At 65.1% G+C, this 6,576-nt stretch carries 6 protein-coding genes and 1 pseudogene; 5 read left to right on the plus strand and 2 right to left on the minus strand.

Translation table 11 applies throughout. The annotated features are described in order from the left end of the window. From B3E94_RS02935 to B3E94_RS02945, 3 genes and pseudogenes are all read left to right on the plus strand, one after another. A pseudogene (locus B3E94_RS02935) lies at nucleotides 1-179 on the plus strand (gluconokinase); the annotation flags it as partial. A 111-nt stretch (nucleotides 180-290) separates the two neighbouring features. Next, complete coding sequence (locus B3E94_RS02940; protein WP_286912255.1) at nucleotides 291-1,643, plus strand: GntP family permease; 1,353 nt, start codon at nucleotides 291-293, stop codon at nucleotides 1,641-1,643. 84 nt (nucleotides 1,644-1,727) lie between these two features. Next, nucleotides 1,728-2,021 carry a hypothetical protein gene (locus tag B3E94_RS02945; protein WP_236235724.1) on the plus strand — a complete coding sequence of 98 codons (294 nt, stop codon included), beginning with the start codon at nucleotides 1,728-1,730 and terminating at the stop codon, nucleotides 2,019-2,021. Between the two features lie 11 nt (nucleotides 2,022-2,032). Here B3E94_RS02945 and B3E94_RS02950 read toward each other — a convergent pair whose 3' ends face one another. Further along, nucleotides 2,033-2,947, minus strand: a complete 915-nt coding sequence (locus B3E94_RS02950) for a site-specific integrase (protein WP_286912257.1) — start codon at nucleotides 2,945-2,947, stop codon at nucleotides 2,033-2,035. A 157-nt stretch (nucleotides 2,948-3,104) separates the two neighbouring features. On the opposite strand from B3E94_RS02950, the gene B3E94_RS02955 reads away from it, so the two are divergent. Together B3E94_RS02955 and B3E94_RS02960 are read left to right on the plus strand one after the other, a co-directional pair. Continuing rightward, the gene (locus tag B3E94_RS02955; RefSeq protein ID WP_286912258.1) at nucleotides 3,105-3,752 is read left to right on the plus strand and encodes a DUF1345 domain-containing protein; all 648 of its coding nucleotides are present in this window, start codon (nucleotides 3,105-3,107) and stop codon (nucleotides 3,750-3,752) included. A 285-nt stretch (nucleotides 3,753-4,037) separates the two neighbouring features. Next, the gene (locus B3E94_RS02960) at nucleotides 4,038-4,298 is read left to right on the plus strand and encodes a DUF1652 domain-containing protein (RefSeq protein WP_286912259.1); all 261 of its coding nucleotides are present in this window, start codon (nucleotides 4,038-4,040) and stop codon (nucleotides 4,296-4,298) included. On the opposite strand, the gene B3E94_RS02965 is transcribed toward B3E94_RS02960, so the two are convergent. Continuing rightward, nucleotides 4,295-6,382 carry a putative bifunctional diguanylate cyclase/phosphodiesterase gene (locus B3E94_RS02965; protein ID WP_286912261.1) on the minus strand — a complete coding sequence of 696 codons (2,088 nt, stop codon included), beginning with the start codon at nucleotides 6,380-6,382 and terminating at the stop codon, nucleotides 4,295-4,297. The genes B3E94_RS02960 and B3E94_RS02965 overlap by 4 nt on opposite strands. Nucleotides 6,383-6,576 lie beyond the last annotated feature (194 nt).

Below are 6,576 nucleotides of genomic sequence, written 5' to 3' on the forward strand. Positions count from 1 at the left end.
GCCCCGGCCACTTCATGCCGGCGAGCCTCATCGAAAGCCAGTTCGCTGCGCTTGAGCCGCCCCACGACGAAGCCCTGACCCTGCCGCTGGATGCCACGCAGCCAGTTGCCGCCCTGGCCGAGATCGTCGACGCCTGGCTAAAGCCCTGCGGTGAGCGGACCCTGGCGCGGACCGCCTGAACCGGCGGTTTTTCCGGCTCACCTGAGACAGCGCTGTCTCGACGCCTGAAGGCGGCGAAAGTTCAATCAAGCAACGCCAAAAAACAACGATAAGACCGAGGCATAACCACCATGTTCGGACTGGCTACAGATACCTACCTGCTGCTCGACGCGCTGGTAACCATCGTCGGGCTGATTCTGCTGATCACCCATTTCAAAGTGCACCCCTTCGTCGCCCTGACCCTGGCCGCAGGCTTTCTCGGCCTGACTTCCGGCATGCCGGTGGCCAAGGTCATGAAATCATTCCAGGACGGGTTCGGCGGGGTGCTCGGCTTCGTCGGCATCGTCCTGGCCCTGGGCACCATGCTTGGCAAGCTGATGGCCGACTCCGGCGGCGCCGACCAGATCGCCCAGACGCTGATCCGCGCCTTCGGCAAGAAGAACGTGCACTGGGCGATGATGTTCGCCGCCTTCCTGGTCGGCATCCCGCTGTTCTTCGAAATCGGCTTCGTGCTGCTGGTGCCGCTGGTGTTCATCGTGGCGCGGCGCTCGGGGGTGTCGCTGATCAAGATCGGCATCCCACTGCTGGCCGGCCTGTCCGTGGTCCATGGCCTGGTGCCGCCGCACCCGGGCCCGCTGCTGGCGATCGGCATCTTTCACGCCGACATCGGCAAGACCATCTTCTATGGCCTGCTGATCGCGCTGCCCACGGCCATCATCGCCGGCCCGCTGTTCGGCAGCTTCATTGCCCGCTACATCCCCGGCAACCCGTCACAGGAGCTGATGGACCAGATCGCCAAGGAGTCCGACCAGAACAACCTGCCCAGCTTCTCCATCACCCTGATCACCGTGCTGCTGCCGGTGGCGCTGATGCTGCTCAAGACCTTCGCCGACGTGGTGCTGCCGGCCGAGCACATCGTGCGCCAGTGGATGGACCTGATCGGCCACCCCATCACTGCCCTGCTGGCCGCGCTGTTGCTGGCCTTCTACACCTTCGGTTCGGCGCGTGGCTTCAGCCGTCAGCAGATCATGAAGATGCTCGACCAGAGCCTGGCGCCGACCGCAGCCATCGTGCTGATCGTCGGTGCCGGGGGCGGCTTCAAGCAGATGCTGGTGGATACCGGCGTGGGTAACGTGATCGGGCAGATGGCGGTGCAGGCGCAAATTTCACCGATCATGCTGGCCTGGCTGGTGGCGGCGGTGATCCGCATCGCCACCGGTTCCGCGACCGTGGCGACCATCACCGGTGCCGGCATCGTCGCCCCGGTGATCGACCTGGTACCTGGGGTCAACCGCGAATTGCTGGTACTGGCCACCGGTGCCGGCTCGCTGATCCTCTCCCACGTCAACGACGCAGGGTTCTGGCTGGTCAAGCAGTACTTCAACATGACCGTGGCAGAAACCTTCAAGACCTGGAGCATGATGGAGACGATCCTGTCGATCGTCGGCATCATCTTCATCATGGCGCTGTCGACGGTGGTGTGACCGCTGATCGGGGTGATGGCACCTTGGCGCGTCGGGTAGGGCCGAACAGAAGTACACGCCCTACCCTCGCAAAGGAGCCTGCCCATGACCCGCACCAGCTTGTTGCTCGCTGCCCTGCTCGCCTCGCCGTTGGCCCTGGCGGTCGGCACCGGCCCGACCTACCCCGATGACCCGCACAACCCGGCGCCGCAGCCGGGTGTCGACAGCACCCTCAACCCGATCGAGAAACCCATGCCGCGGGACACCGACCCGCGCATCCAGGGCAATGATCCAGAAAGCCCGCCCGCCAAGCAGAATGACAACCGCGACCTGCCGGGCATGGATGGCAGCGGCTCGGAAGGCACCGGTGGCAAAGCCGGCGACGGCAGCCAGCGTTAACCTGCTGCGGCTCAGTAGTCGAACCGGTCCACCGCCCGCCGCCGCTCGTTGTCGTCGCGCCGGTCATAGCTGGCGGTGGTCTGGATATTGGCGTGGTGCGCCAGCTTCTGAGCAATCGACAGGTCGTGCTCTTCGATCACCCGGGTGATGAACGCCCGGCGAAAATCATGGGGCATGATCTTCACCCCCACCTGCGCGCCACGCTGGCGGGCGATATAGTAGATGGCATGCTTGGTGATGCGCGCCCGGGTGATGTGGTTGCCGCGGCGGATGCGGTTGAACAGGAACGGGTCGTCCGCCGCGCCATCGGGCAGCGCCTCGCGGCGCAGGTCGAGCCAGGCCTGCAGCTTTTCGAATGCCCAGGCGGGCGCGTACTTGATCAACTGCCGGTTGCCCTTGCCCGTGACCTGCAGGCTGCGTGCCTGGAAGTCGACCTGGGCCAGGTCGATGTCCACCGATTCGGACTTGCGCATGCCGGTGCCGTACAGCAAGGCGATGATTGCCGCATCCCGCACGCCCTGGGGGCGTGGGTCGGCGGCGCACAGCTCCATCAATTCGCGTATCAGGCTGCGGCGCAGGTTGCGTCCCGGCGGCAGGCGGCTGCCGCTGGCCGGCTTGACCTCACGAATCCTCTGCAACCGCTCATGGTCGATCAGGCCCTGGCGCCAGGCTTCGTTCATCACCCCGCGCACGGCATTGACATACAGCGACGAGCTGTTGGGGGCGTAGCCATCGGCACGCAACGCCGCCACCAGGCCGATCACATGGCCGGGTTCGAGCAGGTGCCAGGGCACTTCGGCCAGGTTGCAATCGATGAAGCCAAGCCGGTCGGCGGCGTCCTGCAGGATATAGCGCATGGTCTGCTGGCTGGAGGGGGCCAGGCGGGCCAGGTACTGCAGCAGGGGATTTTGCGAAAGGTCGGACAAAACGTGAATCCTGTAGCGGTGCCTGGCGCACGGTAGCCCCAGGCGTGAAGCGGCCGTGCCATTTCCTTGAATTTCAGGGGCTTCGACACGGACATGAGTGGGAAATGTTATCCCATAGGCTATCGTGGTAGCCATGACTCCCTGTCGCCGAGGCCCCATGGCACTGCACCACCTGACCCGCACCCACCCCCGCCTGAGCATTGCCGCCGTGGCCGGCATCCTCAGCGCCTGGCTGATTCCAGCCGACGACATCGTGCAGCGCATCCTCACCGGCTGGAACCTTGGCGTGTGGCTGTATCTGCTGCTGGTGCTGTGGCTGAGCTGGGGTGCCAGCCCGGAGAAGGTCCGCAAAGTCGCCCAGGTGGAGGACGAAAACGCAGGGCTGGTGCTGTTCACCGTGTGCATCGCCGCCATCGCCAGCCTTGCCGCAGTTACCCTGCAACTGGTGTCCAGCCGCGGCCTGCAAGGCAGCGATCTGGTGCTGCACTACCTGTATACCGGCTTCACCGTGGCGGGCTCGTGGCTGCTGATCGGCTGCATCTTCAGCCTGCATTACGCGCGACTGTTCTATACCGATGACGATCACGACCCGGTGCTGCGTTTTGCCGACGGCGAGCGCAACCCGGATTACTGGGACTTCCACTACTTCTCGTTCACCATCAGCGTCGCCGTGCAGACCTCGGACGTCGGCGTCGGCGGGCGCGGCATGCGCCGGGTGGTGCTGGCCCATTCGGTGGTGGGTTTCGTGTTCAACACGGCGATCCTGGGCTTTACCATCAACATCGCCGCCGGCCTGCTCGGTTAGCAGACGCGCCCACCCGCTGCCGCTTGTCCGAAAATGCTGTGCGCCAATTGCCGATAAAAATGGCAGAAGTTGCCCATCACGATCGCCTAGGCGCAAAAGGAAAACGTTTGCACCGGCCTTGGCCGCCACGGGGCGTTGACGACCACTGTGTGACAGGGATCATGCATTCGCACAATTGTCTTATTTCCCACGCAGTATCGGGACTTCAGGTGCTATCTTTAGGTTCCCGGCGGCCACCGCCTGGCCAACCGCTCACCGCTTCCAGGCACGGACAAGGAGGCTGGCATGAACAAGATGACGTTCCCCAACGCCTGCCAGGTGATGCGCTGGCACTTTCATCCGCTTGGCTTCGAAGCCAGCATGGATGCACCCCGCAGCATGATCGCCCGCCTGTTCGATCGGGGCACCGGCGAAACCTTGCTGGCCATTGCCGGTATTCCCTGCAGCGCGATCATGGCTGCGGCGGATGTCGAACGCATCATCGAGGCGGTGGAGGCAGAGATGGATGCTTTCGTGCCTGCCCTTGTCCTGCGCGATGCCGTTTAGGCCGGAGCCTGGCTGGTCTCGCGCAATGCCTGCAACTTGCCCATGAACTGCTCCGCCGGCACCGGCTGCCCCAGCAGATAACCTTGCAGCGAATCGCAGCCCAGCCGGGTCAGGAAGTCCTGCTGCCGGTCGGTTTCCACGCCCTCGGCGACAATCCGTAGCCCCAGCGCCTGCCCCAGCGCCACGATCGCCGAGACGATCGCGGCATCGTCGCTGTCCTGCTCCAGGTCGCGCACGAAGCCGCGGTCGATCTTCAGTTCGTTGGCGGGCAGGCGCTTGAGGTACATCAGGCTCGAATAACCCGTGCCGAAGTCGTCGATCGACAGGTCCACGCCCATGTCGGACAAGCGCTGCAGCACCGTCAGGCTGGCGTCGGCGTCATGCATGGCGGTGGTTTCGGTGATTTCCAGGGTCAGCCGGTTGGCCGGCAGGCCGTTCTCGCGCAGGGCACGGGCGACGCTGTCGACAAGGCCTGCGTGGCAGAACTGGATGGCCGACAGGTTGACCGCCATGCGCCAGTGCTCATGGCCTTGGTCGAGCCAGTAACGCATCTGCCGGCAGGCTTCATCGAGCACCCACTCGCCGATCGGGATGATCAGCCCGGTCTTTTCCGCCAGGCCGATGAAGCGGTCGGGCAGCAGCAGGCCATGCTGCGGGTGCTCCCAGCGCAGCAAGGCCTCGGCACCTATTGGGGTGCAGGCCTGGGCGTCGAACTTGGGTTGGTAATGCAGGCGGAACTGGCGCTGCTCCAGGGCCATGCGCAAATCCTGCAGCAACTGCAGTTGCTGGCGGGCGTTGCTGTTCATCGACACGTCGAAGAAGCTGTAGCCGTTCTTGCCGGCGCTCTTGGCGTGGTACATGGCGGCGTCGGCGTTGCGCAGCAGTTCGAGCTGGTCCTGGCCATTGCCGGGGTACAGCACGATCCCCAGGCTGGCGGTGAGCTGCAGGTCGTGCTCAGCGACGCGGAATGCCCTCGACACCAGGTTGACCTGCTTGACCGCCACATCCATGGCGTCGTCAGGCTCCTGCAGCTCCACCAGCAGCACGAACTCGTCGCCGCCGATGCGCGCCAGGGTGTCCTGGCTGTGCAGGTGCCCGCGCAAGCGCGCGGCCACGGCCTTGAGCAGCAGGTCGCCGACATGGTGGCCGAAGGCATCGTTGACCGGCTTGAAGCCGTCCAGGTCGATGAACATCAGGGCGAAACAACCGCCCTGCTCCGCCACCTTGCCGATGGCCTGCTCGATGCGGTCCGACAGCAGCGTGCGGTTGGGCAGGCCGGTCAGGGTGTCGTGCAGGGCCAGCTGGGTGAGTTCCTGGTTGGCCAGGGTCAAGGAACGGGCCAGCTCAGCGGTGCGGGCTTCCAGCCGGGCGTCCAGCACCGAGGTCAGCAGGGCCACCGCCAGCACCGCCAGGGTGGTGATCAGCACCAGGTAGACCAGGCCATCGCCCTGCAGGCCAGCGCCCAGGGCGCCGCAGAAACTGCCTACCGGGAAATTCGCCGCAGCCATGCCGGTGTAGTGCATGCCGACGATGGCAATGCCCATCAGCACCGCCGCCAGGCCGCGGACCTGGCGTACATACGGGGTGTGCTGGCGCAGGCGGAAGGCAATCCACAAGGCCGCCGCCGAGGCGCCGACCGCTATGGCCAGGGAGGCGCCGAACAGCGTCGGGTCGTAGTCGATGCCCGGCAGCATGCGCAGCGCCGCCATGCCGGTGTAGTGCATGCAGCTGATGCCCGCGCCCATGATCAGGGCGCCGAAGGCCAGTTGCAGCATCGGCAGGCTCGGTTGGCTCACCAGCCACAAGGCAAAACCGGACGACAGCACGGCAATCAGCAGCGATAGCGCGGTCAGGCCGATGTCGTAGCCCAGGTCGATCGGCAGGCTGAAGGCAAGCATGCCGATAAAGTGCATCGACCAGACGCCGATGCCCATGGCCAGCGCCCCGCCGCTCATCCACAGGTAGACCGCCCGGCCCTTGGCCGTGGCGATGCGGCCGGTCAGGTCAAGGGCGGTGTAGGACGCCAGGATGGCCACGCACAGCGAGATCAGGACCAGCGAGAAGGAATAGCTACCGGTGAGCATTGGGAGTTCCAGCGTCGGGACAGGGGGCCCCGGAAAAACTGACGATTGTACTCAAGCTTTGGCGAAACGCACGGGGTTTTTGCGAATGGGAATGGATCCAATAAACCGGGCCGATCTGTGGGAGCCGGCTTGCCGGCGATGGGGCCGGAGCAGGCGGATTCGGTCAGCCTGTTCGGGCCCCATCGCCGGCAAGC

The sequence above is a fragment of the Pseudomonas sp. UBA6315 genome (genome assembly GCF_002438125.1).
GTDB classification, from domain to species: Bacteria; Pseudomonadota; Gammaproteobacteria; order Pseudomonadales; family Pseudomonadaceae; genus Aquipseudomonas; species Aquipseudomonas faucium.

Excerpts from the sequence above, each read along its gene's own strand:
- B3E94_RS02965 (WP_286912261.1), bottom strand. The coding sequence starts at position 6,382 with ATGCTCACCGGTAGCTATTCCTTCTCGCTGGTCCTGATCTCGCTGTGC.
- B3E94_RS02955 (WP_286912258.1), top strand. The coding sequence starts at position 3,105 with ATGGCACTGCACCACCTGACCCGCACCCACCCCCGCCTGAGCATTGCC.
- B3E94_RS02940 (WP_286912255.1), top strand. The coding sequence starts at position 291 with ATGTTCGGACTGGCTACAGATACCTACCTGCTGCTCGACGCGCTGGTA.
- B3E94_RS02945 (WP_236235724.1), top strand. The coding sequence starts at position 1,728 with ATGACCCGCACCAGCTTGTTGCTCGCTGCCCTGCTCGCCTCGCCGTTG.
- B3E94_RS02960 (WP_286912259.1), top strand. The coding sequence starts at position 4,038 with ATGAACAAGATGACGTTCCCCAACGCCTGCCAGGTGATGCGCTGGCAC.